Origin of the sequence: Streptomyces flaveolus (genome assembly GCF_000716535.1) — a bacterium.
In the GTDB taxonomy this organism is placed as follows: Bacteria; Actinomycetota; Actinomycetes; order Streptomycetales; family Streptomycetaceae; genus Streptomyces; species Streptomyces flaveolus_A.
Map to the genome: position 1 here is coordinate 146,423 of NZ_JNWV01000012.1, position 25,542 is coordinate 171,964.

Here is a 25,542-nt window from a genome sequence, read left to right on the forward strand (position 1 = left end):
CACCCCTGGTCACGAGCCGGTCACGATGAGCCGGTGGACACCGCAGGCGCTCTTGCCCACCCGTCGCGGCCCGGCGTACACCGGACCGCACGGGACAGAGTTCTGACGTTCAACAGCGTTCAACGGAGAACGACGAACGGGGAAGTGATGCGCAGCAAGAGCAGCACGTTCCGGACACACAGGGCCGTCACCACACTCGCCGCACTGCTCACGGGGGCGCTCGCGCTCACCGCCTGCTCCGGCAGTGACGACGACAAGAAGGACAACGGGGACAAGAGCAGCGGGGCCGCCGCCGGCTCCACCGTCAACCTGCCGAAGCTGAACGGCGCCCATCTGGAGGTGGCCGCCGTCTGGACCGGCGGGGAGCAGGCCAACTTCAAGAAGGTCCTCGCCGAGTTCGAGAAGCGGACCGGCGCCAAGGTCACCTTCGTGCCCGCGCAGGACCCGATCATCAACTTCCTCGGTTCGAAGATCGCGGGCGGCCAGCCGCCGGACGTGGCGCTGCTGCCGCAGCCCGGCGCGATCAAGCAGGCCGTCGAGAAGGGCTGGGCCAAACCGCTCGGGGCCGAGGCCCAGCAGGAGCTGGCGAAGAACTACTCGCAGGGCTGGCAGGACATCGGCAAGGTCGGCGGCAAGCAGTACGGCGTGTACTACAAGGCCGCCAACAAGTCGCTGATCTGGTACAACGCCAAGGTCTTCGAGAACGCGGGCGCCCAGGAGCCGAAGACCTGGAAGGACCTGCTGACCGCGTCGCAGGCGGTGTACGACTCGGGTGTCACCCCGTTCTCGGTGGCCGGCGCGGACGGCTGGCCGCTGACCGACTGGTTCGAGAACGTGTACCTGTCGCAGGCGGGGCCGGAGAAGTACGACCAGCTCGCCCAGCACAAGATCAAGTGGACCGATCCGTCGGTGAAGCAGGCGCTGACCACCCTCGCCCAGATCTGGGGCAAGAAGGACTACCTGGCCGGCGGCCAGAAGGGCGCGCTGCAGACGGAGTTCCCGCAGTCGGTCACCCAGACCTTCACCGGTGGCGACCAGCCGAAGTCCGCGATGGTGTACGAGGGCGACTTCGTGCAGGTGAACATCGGGGAGACCAAGGCGAAGGTGGGCACGGACGCGAAGGTGTTCCCGTTCCCGGCGGTCGGGCAGTCGGCGCCGGTGGTCTCCGGCGGTGACGCGGCGGTGATCCTGAAGGACTCCAAGGCGGCGCAGGCCCTCGCCACCTTCCTCGCCTCCCCGGACGCGGCCACGATCCAGGCGAAGCTCGGCGGGTACCTCTCGCCGAACAAGAACGTGCCGATCTCCGCGTACCCGAACGCGGTGCAGCAGAAGATCGCCAAGGCCCTGATCGCGTCCGGCGACGACTTCCGCTTCGACATGTCCGACCAGGCCCCGCAGGCCTTCGGCGGGACGCCCGGCAAGGGCGAGTGGAAGGACCTCCAGGACTTCCTGAAGAACCCGCAGGACGTCGCGGGCGCCCAGGCGAAGCTGGAGAAGGACGCGGCGGCGGCGTACGGGAACGGGGGCTGATCCGGTCATGGCGTCGGCAGCGGCGGCCGGGGCCCCACCGGGCCCCGCCGCGCCCCGCAGTCGCAAGAGCGTGACCGGCACCCGCAGGACCGTGGCGGTGCTGTTCCTGCTGCCCGCGCTGGTGCTGCTGGGCGCGCTCGTGGTCTACCCGATCGGGTACTCGCTCGTCCGCAGTTTCTACAACGCCTCCGGCGACGGCTTCGCCGGGTTCGACAACTACCAGACCCTCTTCACCGACGACGGCATCCGCACCGCGCTGAAGAACAACGTCCTGTGGGTGGTGTTCGCGCCGACGGTCTCCACCGCGCTCGGCCTGGTCTTCGCGGTGCTGACCGAACGGGTGCGCTGGGGAACGGCGTTCAAGCTGGTCGTCTTCATGCCGATGGCGATCTCGATGCTGGCCGCCGGGATCATCTTCCGGCTGGTGTACGACCAGGACCCGGACAAGGGCGTCGCGAACGCGGTGTGGGTGGGCGTGCATGACACGTTCGCGCAGTCGTCGGCGTTCCCGAAGGCGCACCCGGGCCGTGAATCGCCGCTGGTGGCACAGGGCGGGGGCTTCGTCACCAAGGCCGCCGTGCGCGCCGGGCAGCCGGTCGCCCTGCCGCTCGTCGGCGTCGCCCCGGACCAGTTGCCGGACGACGCGAAGAAGGCCGCCGCCGCGCGGCCGGAGCCGGGGAAGGTCACCGGCACCACCTGGCAGGACTTCACCCGGGGCAAGGGCGTCGGCAAGCTCGGCGCGCCCGATCCGTCCGAGGTGGGCTATGCCGGGATGCGGATCGAGGCGGTGAAGGACGGCAAGGTGGTCGCCTCGGCGAAGGCTTCCGCCGACGGCACCTTCACCCTGCCCGCGGCGGCCGACGGGGCGCGGCTCCGGCTGCCGGCGAGCAACTTCAGGGAGCCGTACAACGGGGTCGACTGGCTCGGCCCGGCGCTGGTCACCCCGGCGATCATCGGCTCGTACGTGTGGATGTGGGCGGGCTTCGCGATGGTGCTGATCGCGGCCGGGCTCGCGGGCGTGCCCCGGGAGCTGCTGGAGGCGGCCCGGGTGGACGGCGCCACCGAGTGGCAGGTGTTCCGCAAGGTCACCGTGCCGTTGCTGGCGCCGGTGCTGGCGGTCGTCGTCGTCACGCTGATGATCAATGTGCTGAAGGTGTTCGACCTGGTGTTCATCATCGCGCCGGGCTCCTCCCAGGACGACGCGAACGTGCTGGCGCTGGAGCTTTACCGCAAGGGCTTCGCGGAGGGCCAGCCGGGCGTCGCGAGCGCGATCTCGGTGTTCTTGCTGCTGCTGGTGATCCCGGTGATGCTGTTCAACATTCGTCGGCTCAGGCGGGAGGTACGGCGATGACGGCGACCGCCGGAAGCATCGGGAAGGCCGACCCGGTCGGGGCGGTGAAGGCCAGACGGTCGGTCGCGTCCCGGATCGCGGAGCGGCTGAGCGGCGGGCTGGTCCGCGTGGTCCTGATCGTCGTGGGCCTGTTCTGGCTGGTGCCGACCATCGGCCTGCTCATCTCCTCGCTGCGCACCCCGCAGGACATGAGCGCGAGCGGCTGGTGGACGGTGTTCACCAAGCCGTCCCAGCTCACCGTGGACAGCTACCAGAAGCTGCTGGAGAACTCCGACATCACCAACTCCCTGGTGAACACGGTGCTGATCACGGTCCCGGCGACCGTCCTGGTCGTGGTGGTCGGGGCGCTCGCCGGGTACGCGTTCGCGTGGATGGAGTTCCCGGGCCGGGACTGGTGGTTCCTGGGCGTGGTGAGCCTGCTGGTGGTGCCCGTGCAGGTGGCGCTGATCCCGATCGCCGAACTGTTCGGCAAGATCGGGCTGTTCGGGACGATCCTCGGGGTGATCCTGTTCCACACCGGCTTCGGTCTGCCGTTCGCGGTGTTCCTGCTGCGGAACTTCTTCGCGGAGATCCCGCGCGAGCTGCTGGAGGCGGCCCGGCTGGACGGCGCCGGTGAACTCCGGCTGTTCGCACGGGTGGTGATGCCGCTCGGCGGGCCGGCCATCGCGAGCCTCGGCATCTTCCAGTTCCTGTGGGTGTGGAACGACATGCTGGTGGCGCTGGTGTTCACCAAGTCGGGCACCCAGCCGATCACGGTGGCGTTGCAGACGCAGGTACGGCAGTTCGGCAACAACATCGACGTGCTGGCGCCCGGCGCGTTCATCTCCATGGTGATCCCGCTGGCCGTGTTCTTCGCGTTCCAGCGGCAGTTCGTGTCCGGGGTGATGGCGGGGGCGGTCAAGTAGCCGCGGAAGGGGTGTCTCGCGCGGGGCGGGCCGTCGGCGGCCCGCCCCTTCGCGTGCACCTGGGGTAGCCCGAATGCCGTAGGGGCCGTAACCAAGTCACTCCATCGGCCGTTCCCGGGCAGAACGCCCGCGCCGACCGACCCATGGATGCCCCTTGCCCAGGTTCAGTGTCATTGTTCCCGCGTACAAGGTCCAGGCGTATCTCTCCGCGTGCCTGGACTCGGTGCTCTCGCAGTCGTATCCCGATCTGGAACTGATCGCCGTGGACGACTGCTCACCCGACGCCTGCGGCGCGATCATCGACGAGTACGCGGCCCGGGACGCCCGCGTGAAGCCCGTCCACCTGGCCGAGAACCAGGGGCTGGGCCGGGCCCGGAACGCGGGGCTCGCCGAGGCCACCGGCGACTACCTGGTCTTCCTGGACAGCGACGACACGCTCACCCCGGACGCGCTGCGGGCGATCGCCGACCGGCTGAAGGAGACCGGCGACCCGGACGTCCTGGTCTTCGACTACGCGCGCACCTACTGGGACGGCAGCCAGGTGCGCAACCAGCTCGCCGCCCAGCTCACCGAGCAGGGCCCGGCGCCGTTCCGGCTGGAGGACCGGCCGGGGCTGCTGCGGGTGCTGATGGTGGCCTGGAACAAGGCGTACCGGCGGGAGTTCGTCGCCCGGCACGGCTTCACGTTCCCGCCGGGCTACTACGAGGACACCCCGTGGACCTTCCCGGTGCTGCTGACGGCCGAGTCGCTCGCCACCCTGGACCGGGTGTGCGTGCACTACCGGCAGCGCCGGCGGGGCAGCATCCTCGGCACCACCAGCCGGAGGCACTTCGACCTGTTCGAGCAGTACGACCGGGTGTTCGCGTACGTCGAGGAGCGGCCCGAACTCGCCCGCTGGCGCCCGGAGTTGTTCCGGCGGATGGTCGATCACTTCGCGGTGGTGTTCACCAGGCGGGGCCGGCTGCCGCGCGGCAGCCACGGCGAGTTCCTGCGCCGGGCCCGCGCCCACTACCGCCGCCACCGCGTGCCGGGAGCGCGCCCGCGGCTGCGGCACGGCCTGATCCGCTTCGGGCTGCACCGCACGTTCCGCGCGCTCCGGCTGGCTGCGGCCGTCCGCCGACGCGTGCTGAGGACCGCGCTGAAGCTCGCCCGCGCCCTGCGCACCGGCGCGCTCCGGCTGCACTACGGCATCCAGTTGCGGCTGCCGCTGCGGTCCGACCGGGCGGTGTTCGCGTCCCCGGAGGGGTACGGCGACCCGGCCGCGCTGGAGGAGGCGTTCCGGGCGCACGCCCCGCGGCTGCGCACGGCGTGGGTCGCCACGCCCGGGCGCGCGGTGCCGCCGGGCCCGCGCCGGCTGACGCCCGGCACGGCCGCCTACTGGACGGCGCTGGCCCGCTCCCGCTACCTGGTCAGCGACGCCCGCTTCGAGCGGCGGCTGCGCAAGCGGCCGGGGCAGGTCGTCGTCCGGGTCCTGGAGGGCACCCCGCTCGGGCACGCGGGCCTGGACCTGCTGGAGCGCCCGGCGGCGGCCCGTGACCTGGACTTCGCGGAGCTGCTGCGGGACGTCGACCAGTGGGACTACGTCCTGTCCGGCAACCGGCACGCCACCCTGACCTGGGAGCGGGTCCTGCCGGGCGGCTACACCACGCTGGAGTACGGGCTGCCCCGCAACGACGTCCTCCAGCGGGCGACCGCGGCGGACGTGGCCCGGCTGCGGGCGTCGCTGGGCGTCCCGGAGGGCGCGGTCGCCGTCCTGTACGCGCCCGCGCACCGCGACCACCGGCGCACCCAGGTCCCGCTGCTGGACCTGGAGCGGATCCTGCGCCGCCTCGGCCCGCGCTTCGTGATCCTCGCCCGGACCCCCGTCCCCGTCGAGGGCACCCGGATCGTCGACGTCTGTGGCCATCCGGACCTGGCGGAGCTGTGCCTCGCCTCGGACGCGCTGCTCACCGACTACGCGCCGGTGCTGTTCGACTACGCGGGCCTGGACCGGCCGATCGTGGTGCACACCGAGGACTGGGCGGCGTACGAGGCGTGCCGCGGCGCCTACTTCGACCTGCGGGAGTTTCCGCCGGGCGCGGTGGCGCGCAGCGAGGACGAGCTGATCGACATCTTCGCCTCCGGGCACTGGCGCGGCTCGCGCTCGGCGCAGCTACGGGCGGCGTTCCGGGAGCGGTTCTGCCCGTGGGACGACGGGCACGCCGCCGAGCGGGTGGTACGGCGGGTGGTGCTGGGCGAGACGGAGCCGCCGGCGGCGGTGCCCCTGGCGGACCGCGTCCCGGCCCCGTCGTCCTGCGCGCGCGCCCCGCTGGCCACCGTGCCGCAACCTTCCGGCCCCCTCCCCGTCACCGAGAGCCGCTGAACGGCGTTGGTCCTTCCGGGAGTTCCCATGCCCCTCGGCTCGACGCGGCCCACCCCGAGCCGGCCGTCCACCTGGCGTCCGGCGGGACGGCCCGGCCGCGTCCGCAAGACGACAGAAAGAACAGAATGCCCCGCTTCAGCATCATCGTCCCGTCCCACGGGGTCACCGGCCGGCTGTCCCAGGCGCTGGACTCGGTCCTCGGCCAGTCCTTCGGCGACCTGGAGCTGATCCCGGTCTGCGACGCCCCCGACGCCCCGGCCGCCGAGGTCGCCGCCGGGTACGCCGAGCGGGACTCCCGGGTGACCCCCGTCCACTCGCCGCCGTCCGCCGGGCTGAGCGGGGCGCGCAACGCCGGGATCCGGGCGGCGACCGGCACGTACCTGCTGTTCCTGGACGGCGACGACCTGCTGCTGCCGGGCGCGCTCGCGGCACTGGACGTCCGGCTGTCCGAGACGGCCGGCGTGGACGTGCTGTACGCCGAGCACGAGCGCGCCCCCTGGTGGGAGGGCGAGCCGACGAACCCGGCCGCGCCGCTGCTCGCGGGGGCCCCGAAGGGTGCCTTCGCCCCCGCCGACCGGCCCGCGCTGACCGGGGTGCAGCTGCCCGCGTGGAGCGCCGTCTACCGCCGTGCCTTCCTCACCGAGCGGGAACTCGCCTTCCCCGAGGGCCACTTCACCGACCTCGGCTGGGGCGGGCTGGTGACGGTCGCCGCCGAGCGGATCGCGGTGCTGCGCCGGACCGTCGTACGGCACCGGCTGCGCCGCCAGGGCAGCCGGCTCAATCTGCCCGGCCCGCACCAGCACACCCTGCTCGACCAGGTGGAGCGGGTGCTGACGCGGGCGGCCGAGCGCGACCTGCCGGCCGAGCGGACCGGACCACTGTTCGACCAGTTGTTCGCCGTGGTGCTGAAGACGGCGTCCCGGCCGGAGCGGCTGCTCTCCGGACGCCGGGCGTTCTTCCGCCGCGCGGCCCGCCTCTACCGGCGCCACCGGCCGGCCGGCCACCGGGTGCCGGGCGGCAGCCTGGGCGTGCAGCACCGGCTGCTGGCGGCGGGCGCGTACACCGCGTTCCGCGCCCTGCGCGGCGCCAACCGGGCGGCCGGCGACGCCGCCGGCCGGCTGCCCCGCCCGCACATGCTGCGCACCCGGCTGCGCTACGCCCGCGACCTGCGCCGCCCGCTCGACCCGAACCTCGCGGTCTACTGCGCCTACTGGGGCCGCGGCTACGCCTGCAACCCGGCCGCGATCCACGCCAAGGCCCGTGAACTCGCCCCGCACATCCGCTCGGTGTTCCTGGTCGAGGCCGGCCAGGAACACGCCGTGCCCCAGGACGTCGAGTACGCGGTCATCGGCTCCCGCCGCTACTGGGAGGTGCTGGCCCGCGCCACGTACCTCGTCAACAACGCCAACTTCGCCGAGGGCGTCGTCAAACGGCCGGGCAGTGTGCACGTGCAGACCCAGCACGGCACCCCGCTGAAGACGATGGGCGTGGACCAGTCGACGTACCCGGTGGTGGCCGCGCAGTCCGGCAGCTTCGCCAAGCTGCTCGGCCGGGTCGACCGCTGGGACTTCAACCTGTCGTCCAACCGCCACTCCACCCAGATGTGGGAGCGCGCCTTCCCCGGCTCCTACGAGCACCTGGAGTACGGCTATCCGCGCAACGACGTCTACTACACGGCGACCGCGCGGGACGTGGCCCGGATCCGGCGGGAGCTGGGCATCCCGGAGGGCAGGACGGCCGTGCTGTACGCGCCGACCCACCGTGACCACCACACCGGCTTCGAGCCCGGCCTCGACCTGGAGGCGTTCTGCGCGGCGGCCGGCGAGGACGTGGTCGTGCTGCTGCGCGCCCACTACTTCTACGACCGGGGCGGCGTCCGGGGCTCCGACCGGATCATCGACGTCACCGCGCACCGCTCCTCCGAGGACGTGTGCCTGGCCGCGGACGCGCTGGTCACCGACTACTCGTCCATCATGTTCGACTACGCCAACCTGGACCGGCCGATCGTCGTGTACGCCGACGACTGGGACGTCTACCGGGAGACCCGGGGCGTCTACTTCGACCTGATGGCCGAGCCGCCCGGGCTGGTCGCCCGGACCCCCGAGGAGCTGGCCGCCGTCTTCCGCGACGGCTCGTACGCGGGCCCGGAGGCCAGGGCGCTGCGGACCGCGTTCCGCGAGCGGTTCTGCCAGTTCGACGACGGGCGGGCCGCCGAGCGGGTCGTGAGGCGGGTGCTGCTCGGCGAGCCGCCGGAGGCGGTCCCGGCCGTGATCCCGCTCGCGGAACGCATCCCCGCCCCCGCCGCCGCGACCCTCGTGAGGAGCTGACCCACGTGCCCCGCTTCAGTGTGATCGTGCCCTGTTTCAAGGTGCAGGGATTTCTGCGCGAGTGCCTGGACTCGGTGCTCGGGCAGTCCTTCGGCGACTTCGAGCTGATCGCCGTGGACGACTGCTCCCCGGACGGCTGCGGCGCGATCCTGGACGAGTACGCCGAGCGCGACCCGCGCGTGAAGGTGCTGCACCTGCCGGAGAACGTGGGCCTGGGCCGGGCCCGCAACGCCGGCATGCCGCACGCCACCGGCGACTACCTCTTCTTCCTGGACAGCGACGACACCCTCACCCCGGGCGCGCTGCGGGCCGTCGCGGACCGGCTCGCCGAGGCGGAGGACCCGGACGTGCTCGTCTTCGACTACGCGCGCACCTACTGGTGGGGCGGTACCCGGCGCAACGTCCTCGCCCACGTCCTGGCCCAGGCCCCCGGCACGTTCAACGTCTCGGAGTACCCGCAGGTCCTCGACCTGCTGATGGTGGTCTGGAACAAGGTCTACCGGCGCGAGTTCGTCACGGAGAACGACTTCGCGTTCCCGCCGGGCTACTACGAGGACACCCCCTGGACCTTCCCGGTCATGCTCAGCGCCCGCCGGATCGCCGCCCTGGACCGGATCTGCCTGAACTACCGGCAGCGCCGGCAGGGGAACATCCTGTCCACCACCAGCCGCAAGCACTTCGACATCCACGACCAGTACGAGCGGGTCTTCGCCTTCGTGGCCGAGCGGCCGGAGCTGGCGGACTGGCGGCCGTATCTGCACCGCAAGATGGGTGAGCACTGCCTGGACATCCTGGCCAAGCCGGACCGGCTGCCGCCCGCCGACAAGGCCGAGTTCTTCCGGCGTACGGCGGAGATGTTCCGCCGGCACCGGCCGGAGGGCGCCGCGGTGGACGGCGAGGTCGCCGTGCTGACCGGTTCCTGGACCGGGTACCGGGTCAAGCGGCAGGCGGCGCGGGCCGGGCGGGAGGCGGCCCGGCGGGCGGACCGGGCGCGCCGGGCCGCCGCCGCGCGGGCCCGTACCGGCTGGACGGCCCTGCACGCCCGCCGGCCGCTCGACGAGAACCTCGTGGTCTACTCGGCGTCCTCGCACCGGGGCCTGCTCGGCGACCCGGCGGCGATCCACCACACGGCGCGCGAGATCGCCCCGCGGCTGCGCGGGGTGTGGGTGGTGCGGGACGCGGAGACGGCCGCGCAGTTGCCGCCCGACGTCGAGCACGTGGTCGCCGGCTCCCGGCGCTATCTGGAGGTGACCGCGCGCGCGAAGTTCTTCGTGAACGACGTCAACTGGCCCGGCGCCCTGGCCAAGCGCCCCGGCAGCGTGCACATCCACACCCATCAGGGCACCCCGCTGAAGTACCTGGGCGCCGACCTGCTGGACAAGCCGGGTGCCCGGCTCGGCTTCGACGTGCCGCAGATGCTGCGCCGGGCCGACCGCTGGGACTACAGCCTGGTCGCCAACCTCCACTCCGAGCTGGTCTGGGAGCGGGCCTACCCCTGCCACTTCACCTCGGTGCGCACCGGCAGCCCGCGCAACGACGTGCTGGTTAACGGCGGGCCCAGCGACTTCCGGGAGCGGCACGGCATCCCGGCGGACCACACGGTCGTGCTGTACGCGCCGACCCGGCGGGACTACCGCCGCGGCGGGTACGTGGAGCGGATCGACCTGGCCCGGTTCGCGGCCGACCTCGGCGAGGGGCACACCCTCGTGGTCCGGCTGCACCCGTCGCTGGCGAACGGTCCCGCGCGCGGCATGGGCCTCACCGAGCTGGCCCGGCGCGGGGTCGTGGTCGACGCCACCGACGAACCACGGCTGCCGGAGGTGCTGCTCGCGGCGGACGCGCTGGTCACCGACTACTCGTCCGTGATGTTCGACTACGCCAACCTGGACCGGCCGATCGTGGTGCACGCCGACGACTGGGCGGCGTTCACGGCGAGCCGGGGCACGTATCTCGACGTCACGGCCGAGCCACCCGGCCATGTCGCGCACTCCTACCGGGAGCTGGCCTGGCTGTTCGCCTCGGGCGGGTGGCGGGACGAGGAGTCGGCGCGGCTGCGCGCGGACTTCCGGGCCCGGTTCTGCGCGTACGAGGACGGGCGGGCCGCCGAACGGGTCGTACGGACCCTGCTGCTGGGCGAGCGGATGCCCGCCCCGGCGCCCCGGATCCCGGGCCAGGCGGCGTCCCCGGACGCGCTGACGTCGGCCTAGCGGGAACGCCGAAGGGGCCGGCCCCGACCGGGCCGGCCCCTTCGGTGCACGCGGTGCCTACTCGACGACCAGGTCGACGTCGATGTTGCCGCGGGTGGCGTTGGAGTAGGGGCAGACCTGGTGGGCGCTCTCGACCAGCTTGCGGCCGGTCTCCTGGTCCACGGTGTCGGGCAGCTCGACGCGCAGGGTCACCTTCAGCCCGAAGCCCTCGCCCTGCTTGCCTATGCCGACCTCGGCGGTCACGGCCGCGTCGCTGACGTCGACCTTCGCCTGGCGCCCGACGAGTCCGAGGGCGCTGCCGAAGCAGGCGGCGTACCCGGCGGCGAAGAGCTGCTCCGGGTTGGTGCCCTCGCCGTTGCCGCCCAGCTCCACCGGCGGGGCCAGCTTGAGGTCGATCCTGCCGTCGGAGGAGACGGCGCGGCCCTCGCGGCCATGCGTGGCGGTGGCGACAGCGGTGTAGAGCGCGTCCATGAAGACCATCCCTCTCGGGTGTGCGGTTCGTTGTGACCACAAGTAGAGCACACAACTAGATTGTGCGCAACTAAATGGGCCGCAAGAGCTATCCTGGACGCATGAACGACACGGACTTGCTGCGCCTGGACCGCCAGATCTGCTTCTCGTTGCACGCGGCGTCGCGCGCCTTCAACAGCGTCTACCGCGTGATCCTCAAGGACCTCGGGCTCACCTACCCCCAGTACCTGGTGATGCTGGTCCTCTGGGAACACGGCGACCTGCCGGTCAAGAAGCTCGGCGAACAGCTCAGGCTCGACTCCGGCACGCTGTCCCCCCTCGTCAAGCGGCTGGAGGGGGCCGGCCTGGTGCGGCGCGAGCGCAGCACGGAGGACGAGCGTTCGGTCCGGGTCCACCTCACCGAGGAGGGCACGGCACTGCGCGAGCGGGCCCTGGAGGTGCCCCACCGGATCATGTCGGCGACCGGCTTCGACCTGGCGGAGATCGTCGACCTGCACGCCCGCCTGGAGCGGCTCACGACGGCCCTGGACGCGGCGGCGGAGGCGGAGGCGCGAGCAGCGGGCTGACCGGGCGGACGTACAGCCGTACCGTCGCCCCGCCGCGCACGGCTTCGTCCTGGCCGATGAACTCCCGCCCCAGCACGTCGGCCTTCACCCGCTCGACGGGATCACGCGGGACCCAGCGGCCGGCGAGCAGCTTCCGGTCCGCGACGACCCACACCCGGTCCACCCGCGCCAGCCTGCGGCGCACCTCCGCCGGCCCGGCCTCGCGCCCGTACAGCGTCCCGGACCCGGCCGCCCCCGCCACCAACGCCACGTCCCTGATCCCCCGGAACGCCCCCGGATACGTGAGCGCCACGTTCCGCGTGGAGGCCGGCAGGAACAGCACCTGATCGCCGGGCGCCACCTTGCGCGCGACGACACGGGAGACGGCACCGAGGTCGTCCGGCCGGCTCCCCGGGTCGCGGTCCTCCTGGAGGAGGGGGAGCTGGTGGAGGAGGGAGAGGGCGATGGCGAGGACGCCGGCGAGGGGGACGGAGGGGGACGGCGCGAGGGGATTCCTGGTCAGCGCTCCCGCCACCCGCTCCGCCCCCGACGCCACCAGCAACGGTGCCCCCGACAGCGCGTACAGCACGTACCGGTCGACGTACAGCGGCGAGAACTGGGACGCCAGCATGAGTGCCACCGGCGGCACCGCCACCAAGGGCAGCGCGACGCCCGCACAGGTCGGTTCGCCCCGCCGCCCCACCAGCCCGACCAGCCCCACCACGGCCAGCGCGAGACACACCCAGAACACTTCGTCCGTCGGCCCCAGGAACCTCCGCAGCAACCTTTCCGCTGTATCCGCCGTAGGCGTCCGCAACCAGGCCACCTGCGCCGACTGCCCCCGCGAGACCACCACCATCGGCACCAGCGCCACTACGACCACCGCCGCCGCGCTCCCCCACCCCCGCCACACCCGCGCCCCGGCCCGCGCCAGCGCCAGCGTCACCGCGTGGGCGAGGAGCAGCAGCACCGCGAACTCGTGGAGCCAGCAGGTGAGTCCGAGGACCGCGCCGTACGGCCACCAGGACCCGCCCCGCACGGCCCGGACGAACAGCAGGGTCGCCCCGGTGGCGCCGGCCGCGACCAGGGCGTAGGAGCGGCCCTCCTGCGCGTAGTGGCCGGCCATCGGCGCGACGGCGTAGAGCAGTCCGGCCCACAGGCCGACCCGCGGCCGGGCCAGCCGGGCGCCGAGGGCGGCCACCAGGCCCGCCGTGGCGGCCGCCGCGCACACCGACGGCAGCCGAAGGGCCACCTCCCCGGGGTGGACGGCGAGGACCGGCCGCAGCAGCAGGTAGTACAGGCCGTGCACCGCGTCCACCTCGTGCAGCAGGAGCCAGATCCGCGGCACCGTACGGCGTCCGACCTGGAAGCTGACGGCCTCGTCGCGCCACATCCCGCCCCGGTCCAGGCCCCAGAGCCCGAGCGCGAGCATCACCAGCGCGGGCACTCCCACGACGGCGGCCCGGTGGAACCGGGTGTTCCCGGGTGTCCCGTGCGGGGGGTGACTCGTTGCACCCGTCGGTACGTCCGTGGTCGTTCCAGCCGCCCGACGCGACTGCGCTTTCGCAGGAAGCCCGACGTTCACCATGGCCCGATCTCTTGCGATTAGCCAATATTTGCGGTCCTTGACGGCGTATCAGCATCAATACACCATCCGTACCGCTTAGGCTCCCATGTGATGAACCGTCTCCGTGTCACCCCCGGCCCGGTCCTCACCCTCGCCGTCCTGTGGCTCACCACCCGCGCCCTGATGCTGTGGCTGCTCGTCCACGGCGGCGCCCGGCTGCTGGGCGGCGGTTCGGTGACCCGTGAGGTGTGGCGGCTGTACTTCCACTGGTACGGCGTCCTCGCGCACGGTTCGTTCCCGGTGCACGACACGCTGTGGCAGTACCCGCCGGGCGCGGGGGCGGTGCTGCTGGCGCCGGGGCTGCTGCCGGGCCTGACGTACTTCGAGGCGTTCGTGCTGCTGACGCTGGCCGTGGACGCGCTGACCGTGGCGGCGCTGCTCCGCGCGGGCGGCCGGCCCGGGCGCAGCCTGCTCGGCGCGGCCGTGTGGACCGGCGGCCTGCCCCTGCTGCTGCACATGCCGCTCGCCCGGTACGACGTCCAGGTCACCGCCCTGGCCGTACTGTCGCTGCTGGCCTCGGCGCGCTCCCCGCGCGCGGGCGGTGTGCTCGGGGCGCTGGGCGCGCTGGTGAAGGTGTGGCCGGCGCTGGTGCTGCTGGGCACGCCCCGGGGCCGGCCGACACGCACGGCGTGGGCCTGGGGGGCGTGGGCCGGGGCCGGCTGCCTGGCCGTGCTCGCGGCCCTCTTCACGCATCCGCTGTCCTTCCTGCGGGAGCAGGGCGGCCGGGGCGTGCAGATCGAGTCGCTCGGCGGTACGGCGCTCAATCTGGCCCGGCACGCCGGCTGGCCGGGCCGGGCCCGCTACCAGTACGGCGCGATGGAGATGACCGGCCCCCACGTGCACGCCGTCGCCACCGCCTCGCTGGCACTGACGGCGGTCTCCTTCGGGCTGCTGGTGCTGTGGCGGGTGCGGGCGCGGCACTGGAGCGAGGCGACGCCGTACGACGCGGCACTGAGCGCGGTGCTGCTGTTCACGGTCACCAGCCGGGTCATCAGTCCCCAGTACATGATCTGGCTGATCGGGCTGGCCGCCGTGTGCCTGACCTCGCGGCACACCCGCCAGCGGCCGGTGGCGGTGCTGATCCTCCTGGCGTCCGCGCTGAGCACGGTGGCGTTCCCGATGTACTACCGCGAGGTGATCGACGGCAGTTGGGCCGGGTGCCTGCTGATGCTCGCCCGGAACGGGCTGCTGGCGGCCGCCGCCGTGCTGTCCTTCGTCCGGCTGTGGCGGTCCGCGCGGCCGCCGGCCGGAAAACCGGTGCCGAGGACGCAACCCCGGCCCGGTTCCGACCGTCTTCCGGAGCGAGCACTAAGCGCCTCTTAACGGGGTATTACCGAATTTTTCTACGCTCCCGGCCCGTGGACCCCATGCACCCAGAACCGCGAGACCCGCACCCGGCCCCGCCGACGGCACCTGGACCGCCCCCGGTGCCGGCGGCTCAGGTGGCCGTGGTCGTCATCGGCTACAACGACCGCGCCCATGTGGGGGAGGCCGTGCGCTCGGCGCTGGCGCAGGGACCCGCGGTCGCCGAGGTGATCGCCGTGGACGACTGCTCCACGGACGGCAGCGACGGACTGCTCGCCCGGCTGGCCGCCGGCGAGCCGCGGCTGCGGGTGGTGCGCCGGAGCGTGAACAGCGGCGGCTGCGGCAGTCCGCGCAACACCGGGATCGACGCGGCGACCGCGCCGTACGTGATGTTCCTGGACAGCGACGACGTGCTGCCGCCCGGCGCGGTGGACGCGCTGCTGGCGGCGGCAACGGAGGCGCGCGCCCAGGTCGCGAGCGGTCTGTGCGTGCGCCGGGAGCTGCCGTCGGGGCGCGAACAGCCCTGGCAGGCACCCCTCTACACGGCGCACACCGTCCTCGCGCGCCCCTCGCAGCGCCCCCGGCTGGTCCACGACACGCTGTGCGTCAACAAGCTGTACCGCACCGGCTTCCTGCGCGACCACGGCATCCGCTTCCCCGAGGGCCGCTTCCTCTACGAGGACTTCGTCTTCACCGCGCGCGTGCTGGCCGCGTCCCCGCGCATCGCGCTGGTACCGGACCGGGTGTACGTCTGGCAGGTACGCCGGTCGGCCGGGCGGCTGTCGCTCTCGCTGGACCGGGGGCGCATCGAGAACTGGACGGCGCGTGTCGAGGCGGGCGCGCTGGCGTACGACATCCTGCTGGGCGCCGGGCAGAAGGAGCTGGCGCGGGCGGCCCGCGCCAAGTTCCTCGACCACGACGTGCGCATGTACGCGCGCGAGCTGGGGTTGCGCGACGCGCTCTACCAGCGTGCGTGGTGGACGCACACCCGGGCGTACCTCGCGCGCTACGACGCGGCCGACTGGGAGCTGGACCCCGCCGCCCCTGGCCGGCTGCTCGCACGGGTCGTCATGGCCTCCCCCGAGCCGTGCGACCTGCCCCGCCTGCGCGAACTCGCCGCCCGCCCGGCCCGCCTCCTGCCGCCGTACGCCCGCACCCCCGAGGGCGACCCGGTCTGGTCCGCCGACCTCCCCGAGGTCTCCCTGGCCCCCTTGCTGACCAGGCCCGTCGCCACGCTCCCGCTCGCGGTGGACGCGGACCTGCACCTCCGCGCGCGGGCCTCGCTGCTGCGCCTGCGGCTGCACGAGCTGTACGGGAAGGTGGCCGAGGCGGGCCCGCCCGAGGTGGACGTGGAGTGGCAGGCCCGCGAGGGCGACCGCACGCGCGGACGCACGACGGTGGCGCTGACGCCCTCCGGCCCGGACGGCTGGTCCGCCGAGGTGCCCGTCGACCCGGCGGGGCTCGGCTCGGGCACCTGGGACCTGCGGCTGACCCTCCGCTTCGCGGACGGCACCCGGCGCGAGGTCACGGCGCACGCCCTCGCGGGCGCGGGCCGGCTGCGCCGACGCGCCGTGCCGAGCGTCCTGCACGGCGTGCTCCTGGCACAGCCGTACGCCACGCACTCCGGCGCACTGGCCCTGCGGGTGGCCACCGGGCTCCACGGCGTGCTGGCCGTGGTCCGCGGCCGGCTCCGCCGGCTGCTTCACCGGGACACGGGCCGACCGACGAACCGACGAGGGGATGGCCGTACATGACCTGGCTGATCACCGGCGGCGCCGGATACATCGGGGCGCACGTCGTACGGGCGATGACCGAGGCGGGCGAGCGCGCCGTCGTCTACGACGACCTGTCCACGGGGATCGCCGAGCGGGTACCGGACGAGGTGCCGCTGGTGCGCGGCTCGGTGCTGGACGCGGAGCGGCTGGCCCGCACGCTCGCCGGGCACGAGATCACCGGGGTGGTCCACCTGGCGGCGAAGAAGCAGGTGGGCGAGTCGGTGGACCGGCCGCTGCACTACTACCGGGAGAACGTCGAGGGCCTGCGCGTGCTGCTGGAAGCGGTGACGGCGGCGCAGATCCCGTCGTTCCTCTTCTCCTCCTCGGCCGCCGTGTACGGCATGCCCGACGTCGCCCTGGTGACGGAGGAGACCCCCTGCCGCCCGCTGTCCCCCTACGGCGAGACCAAACTCGCCGGCGAGTGGCTGGTCCGCGCCACGGGACGGGCGACCGGCCTCGCCACGGCGTCGCTCCGCTACTTCAACGTGGCGGGCGCGGCCGGGCCCGAGCTGGCCGACACCGGCGTGTCCAACCTGATCCCGATGATCTTCGAGCGGCTCACGGAGGGGGCGGCGCCGCGCATCTTCGGCGACGACTACCCGACGCCCGACGGCACCTGCGTCCGCGACTACATCCACGTGGCCGACCTGGCCGAGGCCCATGTGACCGTGGCCCGCGCGCTGCGCTCCGCGCCGGGCGCCGACCTGACCCTGAACATCGGCCGGGGCGAGGGCGTGTCCGTCCGGGAGATGGTCGACCGCGTCAACGCGGTCACGGGCTACGACCGTCCCCCGACCGTCACCCCGCGCCGCCCCGGCGACCCCGCGCGCGTCGTCGCCTCCGCCACCCGCATCGCCACGGAACTGGGGTGGCGGGCCAAGTACGACGTCCAGGACATGATCACGTCGGCGTGGGAGGGCTGGGTACGGCGGCATCCGGAGGCGGCACGGTCGTAGGGGACCCGCCGTCGGGGCCCGGGCCGTACGCCGGCCGCGGGCCTGCGGCGACCGCTCGCGCGGTTCCCCGCACTCCTTCGGGGCGCTTCACAGCGCCTTCAGCGCACCCGCCGTCGCCCGGGCCAGCTTCTCCAGGTAGCCCTTGGGCAGCTTCGGGGAGCGGATGACCACCGAGCGCCAGTACAGCGGCCCGGAGATCAGGTCCAGGGCCAGGTCGGGGTCGACGCCCGCGCGGAGCTCGCCACGCCCCTCCGCCGCCGCCACGATCCTGCTCGCCACCCCTTCCTGCCCGTCCCGCAGCGCCTTCTGGAAGGCCTCCGCGATCTCGGGATTGCGGGCCGCCTCGGCCTGGAGGTCGGGAATGATCTGGGACGCGACCGGATGGCGCAGGGCACGGGACGTGACCTCGTACAGAAGGCGCAGGTCCCCCTCCAGGGAGCCGGTGTCGGGCACCGGGAACCCGGTCACCGCCATCGCCGAGACGACGTCCAGGACCAGGTGGAGCTTCGAACGCCACCGCCGGTAGACCGCCGTCTTGCCGACCCCGGCCCGCCGGGCGATCCCCTCGATGGACATGCGCGCGTAACCGACGGCCGCCAGTTCCTCGAAGACGGCGGCGCGGATCGCCTCGGTCACGTCCTCCCGGAGCACGGCCGCCCCGGCGGGCGCCCGGCGGCGCGGACGCGCCGGCGGCTCGTCGGCGGACTCGGCGGCGTTCGTCGTCATACCCACAGCATAGGGCGTTACGACGAAACGGTTGCGTTCCGACGTCTGTTGGACTTACGCTCGCGTTGCGACGATACGGTCCCGTCCCGACGTAAGAGAACGTGAAGAGAAGCGTAAGGAAACGCCGGACGACGGGCACGGACGCGGCGCTCCCGGCGAAAGTCGGGCGCAGCACCCCCTCCCCCGAGCGAAAGCAGCGGATGTGAGCCAGGTCCTCCACACACCGCCCCCCACCCGGGCCCCGGCAGACGACGATCTCGCGGCGCTGGCCGCCCGGCACGGCCTGTCGGTCAGCGGCGCCCGCCCCACCCTGCCGGAGTACGTCCGCCAGCTGTGGGCCCGCCGCCACTTCATCAGCGCCTTCGCGACCGCCAAGCTCACCTCGCAGTACAGCCAGGCGAAGCTCGGCCAGGTCTGGCAGGTCATGACCCCGCTGCTGAACGCGGCGGTCTACTACTTCATCTTCGGCGTGCTGCTCGGCACCAAGCACAACGTGCCCGACTACGTGCCGTTCCTGGTCACGGGCGTGTTCATCTGGACGTTCACGCAGAGCTCGATCATGGCGGGCACCCGGGCCATCTCCGGCAACCTCGGCCTGGTCCGCGCCCTGCACTTCCCGCGCGCCGCCCTGCCGATCTCCTTCGCGCTCCAGCAGCTCCAGCAGCTGCTGTTCTCGATGGTCGCGCTCATCGTCATCCTGCTCTGCTTCGGCGTACCGGTCTCCGCCTCCTGGGTGCTGGCCCTGCCGGCCCTGGCGCTCCAGTTCACGTTCAACGCCGGCGTGTCGATGGTCCTGGCGCGGATGGGCGCGAAGACCCCGGACATCGCCCAGCTGATGCCGTTCGTGCTGCGCACCTGGATGTACGTGTCCGGCGTGATGTGGAGCATCGACAAGCTGGCCGACAAGGACGACCTGCCGCACTTCGTCACCGTCCTGCTGGAGATCAACCCGGCCGCCGTCTACATCGACCTCATGCGGTTCGCGCTGATCGACAGCTTCCACGCGAGCCAGCTGCCCCCGCACGTGTGGGCGGCGGCGATCGGCTGGGCCCTGGCCGCGGGCATCGGCGGCTTCATCTACTTCTGGAAGGCTGAGGAGACGTACGGCCGTGGCTGAGCGCAGCGAAGAGAAGGTCCCCACCGTCGTCGCCGACCGCGTCGACATCGTCTACCGGGTGAACGGCACCGGCGCCGGCCGGGGCTCCGCCACCGCCGCCCTCAACCGCATCCTCCGTCGCAAGCAGACCGAGAAGGCGGCCGGCGTGCGCAAGGTGCACGCGGTGAAGAAGGTGTCGTTCGTCGCCCACAAGGGTGAGGCGATCGGGCTCATCGGGACGAACGGGTCCGGCAAGTCGACCCTGTTGAAGGCGGTCGCGGGTCTGCTCCCGGTGGAGAACGGGCGCATCTACACCGACGGCCAGCCCTCCCTGCTGGGCGTCAACGCGGCCCTGATGAACGACCTCACGGGCGAGCGGAACGTCTTCCTCGGCGGACTCGCCATGGGCATGTCCCGGGAACAGATCAAGGAGCGCTACCAGGACATCGTCGACTTCTCGGGGATCAACGAGAAGGGCGACTTCATCACCCTGCCGATGCGCACGTACTCCTCCGGCATGGCGGCCCGGCTCCGCTTCTCCATCGCCGCCGCCAAGGACCACGACGTCCTGCTGATCGACGAGGCGCTGGCCACCGGCGACCGCTCCTTCCAGAAGCGTTCCGAGGCGCGGATCCGCGAGCTGCGGCAGCACGCGGGCACGGTCTTCCTGGTCAGCCACAACAACAAGTCGATCCGCGACACCTGCGAGCGGGTCCTGTGGCTGGAACGCGGCGAGCTGCGCATGGACGGGCCGACCGAGGACGTCATGAAGGAGTACGAGGCGTTCACCGGCGACAAGAAACCGGCCCCGAAGAAGCCCGCACCGAAGGCGGATGTCACAAAGCCGAAGCCGGATGCCACAAAAGCGGGCACACCGCAACCGGACGCCCTGAAAGCCGGTCTTCCTTCCTGAGCGCAGCTCTTACGCCAACCGCAGTTATCCCTTTCATCCGCTTAATGACAGTATGTTATGAAGGGTGCGCCGGGAGACGACGAGTCGAAGGAGTCCATCGCGATGCCCCAGTTGAGCGTGATCGTCTACGGGCCGAACGCACAGGGGCATCTGACCGATCTGCTGGACTCCTTGGCGGCCCATCCCCTCACCGACGCCGAGGTGATCGTCGCCGCCGTCGGCGACTGGGCCCAGGAGACGGCCGAGCGCCAAGCACCCGAGACGATCGTCGTCCCGCTGCCGGACGGCACCGGTGACCCGGCGGCCCGGGCGGCCGGCGCCGCCCGCGCGGCCGGCCGCTGGCTCCACTTCGTCCACGCCAAGGACGGCCTGCCGGCCGGCGCGCCCCGCCTGATCGCCGAGCGGACCGCCGAACTGGACGCCACCACCTCCGCCGAACCCGTCGACGTCCTCCTCTTCGACCACGTCACCACCACCTGGCAGACCGCCGCCAGACCCTCCCGAGACGGCCGCCACCTGGCCGCCGTCGGCCGGTCGGGCCGGCCCCTGGACGAGGCCGCCGACCTGCTGCGACTCACCCCGCTGCTCGGCAACCGCGCCCTGCGCACCGCGTTCTGGCGAGCCCAGGAGGAGCGGCTGAACACCGACGACGAACAGCGCGCCGCCCACGCGGCCCTGCTGTACGCCGGCCGGGTCGCCTGCCTCAACCAGACGGCGTACGAGCACCGCGTGCTGCGCCCCGAGAGCCTCCCGCCGCGCGCCCCCGAGGACCGGCTCCGGCTCATCGACCGCTACGAGTCCCTGCTCCCGCTCACCAAGGACCGCCGCGGACCCCGCGCGGCGCTGTACGGCCTGATGGTGCGCGACCTCATCCGCACCTTCGCCCGCGAGGACCTGCCCGACCCGGTGGCCCGCGAGTTCTTCCGCCGCGCCTCCGTGGCCGCGGTCCGCTGGCGCCCCGAGGACCACCGGCGCCCGGCGGGCCTGGAGGGCGTGCGGCACGCGCTGCTGGAGGAGGGCGCGTACACCAAGTACCGGGCGTTCCAGGCCGCCAACCGCACCCGCCGCGCCGCCCGCAAGGCCGTACGCGCCCGCAAGCGGCAGCTGAGCACCAGGGTCCGCGACCACCAGTACCAGCGCGCCCTGCGCCGCCCGGTGGACCCGCAGCTCGCCGTGTTCGCGGCCTACTGGGAGCGCGGTGTGGCCTGCAACCCGGCCGCCATCGCCGCCAAGCTCGCCGAACTCGCCCCGCACATCCACCCGGTGTGGGTGGTGAACAAGCAGAACGAGGCCCTGCTGCCACCCGGCACCGACCACGTCGTCCCCGGCACCCGCCGCTACTGGGAGACCCTCGCCACCGCCAAGTACCTGACGAACAACGTCAACTTCCCGAACGCGGTGGTCAAACGCCCGGACGCCGTCCACCTCCAGACCCACCACGGCACCCCGCTCAAGCGCATGGGCCTGGACCAGATGGACCACCCGGCCGCCGCCAAGGGCCTGGACTTCGCCGCCCTGCTGAGCCGGATCGACAAGTGGGACTACAGCGTCAGCGCCAACAGCCACTCCACCCGCATGTGGGAACGCGCCTACCCGTCCCGCTACACGTCCCTGGACTACGGCTATCCGCGCAACGACGTCTTCTACACGGCCACCGCCGCCGACGTCCGCGCGGCCCGCGACCGCCTCGGCATCGCCCCGGGCAGGACCGCCGTCCTCTACGCCCCCACCCACCGCGACTACGAGGCCGGCTTCACCCCCCGCCTCGACCTCGCCGCCCTCGCCGACCGCCTCGGCGACAACACCGTCCTCCTCGTCCGCGCCCACTACTTCTACGGCGGCGCCGCCTCCCCGCTGACCGGCCTGCGCCGCTCCGGCCGGATCATCGACGTCTCCTCCTACGACCCCGTCGAGGAGCTGTGCCTGGCCGCGGACGCGCTGGTCACGGACTACTCGTCGATCATGTTCGACTACGCCAACCTGAACCGTCCGATCGTGGTCTACGCCGACGACTGGGAGACGTACCGCACCACCCGCGGCGTCTACTTCGACCTGATGGCCGAGCACCCCGGCCAGGTCGCCCGCACCCAGGAGGAACTGGCCGAGGTCTTCCTCTCAGGGGCCTGGCGCGACGAGAGCGCGGCCAAGGCGCGGGCCACGTTCCGGCGCCGGTTCTGCGAGTACGACGACGGACGCGCCGCCGAACGGGTCGTACGCCGGGTGTTCCTGGACGAACCGGAGCACGCGCTGCCGCCCGTGCTCCCCATCGAGGACCGCACCCCCGCCCCGACGCCCGAGGAGGCCACGGCATGACCCGCCCCGACGTCACGGTCACGGTCATCGTCTACAACGACGCTGCCCGCCTCCCCCGCGCGGTCGCCTCGCTGCGCGCGCAGACCCACGCGAACATCGAGATCGTCATCAGCGACGACCACTCGACGGACGAGACGCCCGCGGTGGCCCGGGAGCTGGCGTCCCAGGACCACCGCATCCGCTGCATCCGGCTGCCGGAGAACAGCGGCGGGTGCAGTGCCCCGCGCAACCGGGCCATCGAGATCGCCCGGGCGCCGTACCTGATGTTCCTCGACAGCGACGACGAACTCCCGCCGCGCGCCGTCGAGTCGCTGCTCGCCGCGCACCGCGAGCGGGAGGTCGACTTCACCATGGGCGCGGTCCGCCGGGTCCGGGTGGACAACGGCCGCACCTCGACGTGGATGCCGCACCTGGTCGCCGAGCGGCGCACGCTGGAGGGCATCGAGGCGGACCCCCGTCTTCTGTTCGAGCACCTGTCGACGAGCAAGATGTACGCGCGCGCCTTCCTCGACCGCCACCAGCTCCGCTTCCCGGAGGGCATCCACTACGAGGACCAGCTCTTCTCCGCGCAGGCGTACTGCCTGGCGACGGCGTTCACGATCATCCCGGACCCGGTGTACGTCTGGTACATCGAGCCGTACGCGGACGCGTCCTCCGCCTCCATCTCCAACCAGCGGCACAAGATCTCCAACGTCAGCGACCGCGTGCACGTCCAGCGGCTGATCGACGAGTTCCTGGTGAGCAGCGGGCACGCGGGGCTGCGGGAGGACAAGGACTACAAGTTCCTCAAGCACGACTTCCGGATGTACGCCGGTGACCTGCCGTACCGGGACGAGGAGTGGCTGACGTCCTTCGCGGACATCATGAACCCCTACCTGGACACGCTCTCCCCCGAGGCGTACGGCCGGCTGCCGCGCGCCGAGCGGGTGGTGCTGGAGCTGCTGCGGGACGGCCGCCCGGCCGAGGCCCGGCTGGCGGCGCGCGGACTGGGGCACGCGGTGGCGCCGCGTCGGGTGACGACCGACGGTACGGGGGCGCCGTACTGGGGTGACACCGTGCCCTCGACGGACCGCGCCCGCCGCGAACTGGACGTGTCCGAGCTGGAGTTGGACACCCGGCCGTTCCCGACCGCCCTGTTCCGTCACGAGATCACGGAGCTGACGCCCGGTGCGGGAGCGACCCTGACCCTGGCGATCCGCACCTACGACCCCGGTCTGCGCCTGCCGGTCGGCCCCCAGCGCGCGTCCCTGCTCCTGACCCCCGGCCGGCGCCGCATGACGATCCCGTTCCGCCTGGACCCGGTCCGGCCCGGCGTCTTCGAGGGCACGGTCCACCTCGACCTCGCGTCCGCGCCGGTCCCGCTCCACGGCTTCCAGGGCGTACGACACCCCCTGGTCCGCCTGGACCAGCAGGGCCTGTCCAACTCGGGCCTGCTCCTGGCCCCGTTGGACTTCCCGGCCCGCACGGCCCGCATCGACTACCACTCCGGCGCGGCCCCCCACGAACTCACCGTCGAACCGGAGGGCCGCAACCCCGGGCGGCTGCAACTGCGCTGGTGTCCGGTGGGGATGACGGCCCGGATCACCCGGCCCGCCATCCGCCGCCTGGCCCGGCCCCGGGTACGCAACGCTGTGCGACTGGTGGCGAGTGTGCTGAAGTAACCCGGGCTTCAGCGCCGTTGTGGTGTGCGTGCGTGGGCTACCGCGGGTCCCCTGGGGAGCCGCAGTGCCGTCTGCTTCTCAGAGCACTCGGTACAGGACCTGTCCGCCCGGGCCCACGGCCGTCCTGCGGAGCCACGGGGCCTCGCCGCCGCCCACGACCCACTTCACCCCGTACTCCCGCAGAATCCCCCGCCGTTCCTCGGCGCCCGCCGTCGGCGAGAAGTACCGCTCCACCGCCGCCTGTCTCCGTCCGGCGTCCGGGAGGAAGAAATCCGGGTACCCGGGCGCCACGGTGTAGGGACCGTACGCGGGGATCTGCCGAGCGGGGAACTTACGGGCCATCACCACGTCCCCGTACCGCACCCCCGCCCGCATGATCCACTGGTAACCGGCCCACGGTGTCCGGTACTTCGCCGCGACCGGCCCGGGCAGCGCGTCCCTCGGCACCACGTACCCGAGCGTCCCGGCCTGCGTCCACGCTCCCACGGCCAGCGCGGCGAGCAGCGCGCACGCCCACACCCGCCGCACCACGGTCCGCCCCGCCGACACCGCCTCCAGCGCCGCCGCGAGCTGCGCCGGGATCAGCGCGGCGGGCAGGGCCCGGCCCCAGGAGTAGTGGCCGATCAGGCCCCCCGCCGCGAACACCAGCGCGCCGAGCAGGAAGAAGAGGACCAGGGGGTCGCGGTGGTCGCGGCGCAGGCGGAGGCCCAGCGCCACCACCCCGAGCAGCACCAGCCCGAACCGCCCGGCCAGGTGCTGGTACAGCGGCCGGTGGACGGCCTCGAGGTCCGCGCCGGCGGAGAACAGCGCGAAGAAGTCGTAGTACGGCCAGACCCACAGCACCAGCAGCCCCAGGAGCAGCCCGGCGCCCAGCCGGAGCAGCGCCCCGCGCGCCGGTCGCGCCGCGAGCACCATCGCCACCCCGCCCAACGAGGCCACCACGCCGGTGAACTGGTGGCACAGCAGGATCACCGCCCACAGCGCACCCAGCCCCAGGCACGCCCTCCACGCCGCCTCCCGGCGCACCGCCCGCGTCAGCCAGGCCCAGAAGTGGAAGGTGAGACCGAGCGCGAACACGCTGGGGTACGACACCGTCAGCGCGAGGGAGTTCAGCCCGAGGAAGCCGCTCCAGTCGAACAGCAGCGGGCCCCAGAGGAGGAGCAGGCTCAGGAAGGCCAGCGCGGGGGCGGCCCGGTGGCTGCTCAGCGTTCGGACGTAGCGTCGGACGCCCGTCGCCAGCAGGCCCAGTCCGATGAGCGCGGCCAGACGCAGGACCACGAAGACCGACAGGCCCGTCAGCTTGGCGACGGTGCCGAGCAGCAGCATCCAGGGTGAGTAGTAGGGGCTCGGCGTGTCGGCGTCGACCAGCGGGTTGCCGGGATGCGGCAGGCTGTGCCGCAAGCGCTGGATCGTGGCCGCGTGCATGCCGAGGTCCCCCGCCCACGGCAGGCGGACGACGACCCAGAGCATCA

General features: G+C 72.8%; 18 protein-coding genes. 14 read left to right on the forward strand and 4 right to left on the reverse strand.

Annotated features, from left to right (window positions below; all coding sequences use genetic code 11):
- The first annotated feature begins 147 nt into the window (after positions 1-147).
- The 6 genes from OO52_RS15205 to OO52_RS15230 all read left to right on the forward strand — a co-directional run bounded on the left by OO52_RS15205 (position 148) and on the right by OO52_RS15230 (position 10,682).
- Positions 148-1,530 (forward strand): ABC transporter substrate-binding protein, encoded by a 1,383-nt coding sequence (locus tag OO52_RS15205; RefSeq protein WP_030651684.1) that lies wholly within the window; start codon positions 148-150, stop codon positions 1,528-1,530.
- Between the two features lie 70 nt (positions 1,531-1,600).
- Positions 1,601-2,881 (forward strand): carbohydrate ABC transporter permease, encoded by a 1,281-nt coding sequence (locus tag OO52_RS15210; protein WP_030651686.1) that lies wholly within the window; start codon positions 1,601-1,603, stop codon positions 2,879-2,881.
- Positions 2,878-3,786, forward strand: coding sequence for a carbohydrate ABC transporter permease (locus OO52_RS15215; protein WP_030651688.1), 909 nt, complete (start codon positions 2,878-2,880; stop codon positions 3,784-3,786). Before OO52_RS15210 ends, OO52_RS15215 begins: the two co-directional genes overlap by 4 nt.
- A 154-nt stretch (positions 3,787-3,940) precedes the next feature.
- A complete protein-coding gene (locus OO52_RS15220) occupies positions 3,941-6,148 on the forward strand; it encodes a bifunctional glycosyltransferase/CDP-glycerol:glycerophosphate glycerophosphotransferase (protein ID WP_030651690.1) in 2,208 nt (735 codons plus the stop codon).
- 125 nt (positions 6,149-6,273) lie between these two features.
- On the forward strand, positions 6,274-8,475 hold the full coding sequence (locus OO52_RS15225; RefSeq protein WP_030651693.1) for a bifunctional glycosyltransferase/CDP-glycerol:glycerophosphate glycerophosphotransferase: 2,202 nt from the start codon (positions 6,274-6,276) through the stop codon (positions 8,473-8,475).
- A 5-nt stretch (positions 8,476-8,480) separates the two neighbouring features.
- Positions 8,481-10,682, forward strand: coding sequence for a bifunctional glycosyltransferase/CDP-glycerol:glycerophosphate glycerophosphotransferase (locus OO52_RS15230; protein ID WP_030651696.1), 2,202 nt, complete (start codon positions 8,481-8,483; stop codon positions 10,680-10,682).
- A 57-nt stretch (positions 10,683-10,739) separates the two neighbouring features.
- Here OO52_RS15230 and OO52_RS15235 read toward each other — a convergent pair whose 3' ends face one another.
- Positions 10,740-11,153, reverse strand: a complete 414-nt coding sequence (locus tag OO52_RS15235) for an organic hydroperoxide resistance protein (protein ID WP_030651699.1) — start codon at positions 11,151-11,153, stop codon at positions 10,740-10,742.
- Positions 11,154-11,227: 74 nt separating this feature from the next.
- Here OO52_RS15235 and OO52_RS15240 point away from each other — a divergent pair, with 74 nt between their 5' ends.
- Positions 11,228-11,719, forward strand: a complete 492-nt coding sequence (locus OO52_RS15240) for a MarR family winged helix-turn-helix transcriptional regulator (protein ID WP_030651702.1) — start codon at positions 11,228-11,230, stop codon at positions 11,717-11,719.
- Here the strand turns inward: OO52_RS15240 and OO52_RS15245 are convergent.
- Positions 11,667-13,151 (reverse strand): glycosyltransferase family 39 protein, encoded by a 1,485-nt coding sequence (locus OO52_RS15245; RefSeq protein WP_030651707.1) that lies wholly within the window; start codon positions 13,149-13,151, stop codon positions 11,667-11,669. The two genes, OO52_RS15240 and OO52_RS15245, sit on opposite strands and share 53 nt — an antisense overlap.
- 225 nt (positions 13,152-13,376) lie before the next feature.
- Here OO52_RS15245 and OO52_RS15250 point away from each other — a divergent pair, with 225 nt between their 5' ends.
- From OO52_RS15250 to galE, 3 genes are read left to right on the forward strand one after another with little or no spacing between them, the layout of a single operon-like run.
- A complete protein-coding gene (locus tag OO52_RS15250; RefSeq protein ID WP_030651710.1) occupies positions 13,377-14,648 on the forward strand; it encodes a glycosyltransferase family 87 protein in 1,272 nt (423 codons plus the stop codon).
- A gap of 44 nt (positions 14,649-14,692) precedes the next feature.
- Entirely contained in the window at positions 14,693-16,384 is a 1,692-nt protein-coding gene (locus OO52_RS15255; protein ID WP_234339749.1) for a glycosyltransferase family 2 protein, read from the forward strand.
- The gene (galE, locus tag OO52_RS15260; RefSeq protein WP_030651716.1) at positions 16,381-17,361 is read left to right on the forward strand and encodes a UDP-glucose 4-epimerase GalE; all 981 of its coding nucleotides are present in this window, start codon (positions 16,381-16,383) and stop codon (positions 17,359-17,361) included. The genes OO52_RS15255 and galE overlap by 4 nt, the downstream gene beginning before the upstream one ends.
- Before the next feature lie 87 nt (positions 17,362-17,448).
- Here the strand turns inward: galE and OO52_RS15265 are convergent, their stop codons facing one another.
- Complete coding sequence (locus tag OO52_RS15265; RefSeq protein ID WP_030651719.1) at positions 17,449-18,087, reverse strand: TetR/AcrR family transcriptional regulator; 639 nt, start codon at positions 18,085-18,087, stop codon at positions 17,449-17,451.
- A 202-nt stretch (positions 18,088-18,289) separates the two neighbouring features.
- Here OO52_RS15265 and OO52_RS15270 point away from each other — a divergent pair, with 202 nt between their 5' ends.
- From OO52_RS15270 to OO52_RS15285, 4 genes are all read left to right on the forward strand, one after another.
- Positions 18,290-19,204 carry an ABC transporter permease gene (locus tag OO52_RS15270; protein WP_030651722.1) on the forward strand — a complete coding sequence of 305 codons (915 nt, stop codon included), beginning with the start codon at positions 18,290-18,292 and terminating at the stop codon, positions 19,202-19,204.
- Complete coding sequence (locus tag OO52_RS15275; protein WP_030651725.1) at positions 19,197-20,096, forward strand: ABC transporter ATP-binding protein; 900 nt, start codon at positions 19,197-19,199, stop codon at positions 20,094-20,096. Before OO52_RS15270 ends, OO52_RS15275 begins: the two co-directional genes overlap by 8 nt.
- Before the next feature lie 102 nt (positions 20,097-20,198).
- A complete protein-coding gene (locus OO52_RS15280; protein WP_030651728.1) occupies positions 20,199-22,409 on the forward strand; it encodes a CDP-glycerol glycerophosphotransferase family protein in 2,211 nt (736 codons plus the stop codon).
- Positions 22,406-24,070: a glycosyltransferase family 2 protein gene (locus OO52_RS15285; protein WP_030651731.1), complete on the forward strand. Its 1,665-nt coding sequence runs from the start codon at positions 22,406-22,408 to the stop codon at positions 24,068-24,070. The genes OO52_RS15280 and OO52_RS15285 overlap by 4 nt, the downstream gene beginning before the upstream one ends.
- Before the next feature lie 78 nt (positions 24,071-24,148).
- On the opposite strand, the gene OO52_RS15290 is transcribed toward OO52_RS15285, so the two are convergent.
- Positions 24,149-25,540: a hypothetical protein gene (locus OO52_RS15290; RefSeq protein ID WP_234339750.1), complete on the reverse strand. Its 1,392-nt coding sequence runs from the start codon at positions 25,538-25,540 to the stop codon at positions 24,149-24,151.
- Positions 25,541-25,542: the final 2 nt, after the last annotated feature.